The sequence below is a fragment of the Paraburkholderia sp. C35 genome (genome assembly GCF_003121405.1).
In the GTDB taxonomy this organism is placed as follows: Bacteria; Pseudomonadota; Gammaproteobacteria; order Burkholderiales; family Burkholderiaceae; genus Paraburkholderia.
The window spans coordinates 1-1,107 of the sequence record NZ_QBUY01000222.1 but is presented as its reverse complement, the minus strand read 5'-3'; the positions used below and the strand labels follow the sequence as shown (position 1 = coordinate 1,107).

At 63.8% G+C, this 1,107-nt stretch carries 1 protein-coding gene; it reads right to left on the bottom strand.

Annotated features, from left to right (window positions below; all coding sequences use genetic code 11):
* Positions 1-152: 152 nt before the first annotated feature.
* Positions 153-1,107, bottom strand: a 955-nt coding sequence (locus DK391_RS44040; protein ID WP_162601073.1) for an AsmA family protein, incomplete at its 5' end; no start/stop codon positions are given.

The following is a 1,107-nucleotide window of genomic DNA, read 5'->3' as shown; positions in this document are numbered from 1 at the left end:
GACCGGAGTGGGTGGTGTTAGCCCGCTTTCTTTTGCCTACTTTTCTTTGCGGCGGCAAAGAAAAGTAGGTGCCGCCCCGCACAGGGGCAACACTAGCAAACCACTAACAAAGAGCGGACGCCACCACATAACAAGACACCCAAAACCCAACCTCAACTCCCTTTGTAATCCGCCGCATGAGCCGCATCCGGCACCGCAGCGCCGTTACCTGAAGCGGCAGGCTTCCTGGCAGGCGCCGGCGCAGCAGACGCTCCCGGCGGCCCCGGCGGCAACACCACGCCCTTCGCCTTCTCCCGCTGCCCCGGCGGCGGTGCTGTCGGACGTTGTGCTTCCATCGCCGCCATCAGCTGCTGACACGGCAATGGCTTGTTATTGCTCGGTGCAATCAGCGGAATCAGCGCCGCAAACGGATTGATCAGCCCGAGCCCCACCATCGCTCCCCCACGCACCGCGAGCGCCGCTGCGTTGACGCCCACATGCGGATCCTTGAACGTGCCCTTCACATACAGCGGCGAGCGCAACGAAAAGATACGGAAGCCCTTCGTGTGCGGATGCACGCCAAGATCCATCGACTCCGTCTTCATGTTCACCGTGCCATCCACGTTGATGACAGCATCTTGCGTGTCGAGCGCAAACACGCGCGAATCGAGCACGCCATCCGTCACGACGAAATCGGCCGCCGCGCAGTTGATCTGCACATCGCGATTGCCAAACAGCTTTTCATACACGACATTGGCCACGTTCAACCCCGCCGCTTCCATCAGCAGACGGCTCACGGCGCCGTCCGTGATGAGCAGCTTCACCTCGCCATTCGACGATCCCGCCAGCGCCGCCGGTGAATTGCCGACCGCCGACAGCGCGGCATCGCCGTTCACCTCGCCAAGCGCGCTCTGCATCGTCTTCGCGGTCGGCATCAACTGTTTGAGCTTCAGATGGCGCGCCTGCGTCGAGAAACGGCCCTTCAGCGGCGTCGCACTGCCGTCGAGCTGGATGTTCGATGCCAGCGAGCCGCCCGCGACACCAAACTTCAGCGGTTCCAGCGACAGCACGCCGTCCGTCATCACGACCGGCGAGGCGCGCCCGCGGCTCGGCAGCGGCGGGGGCGGG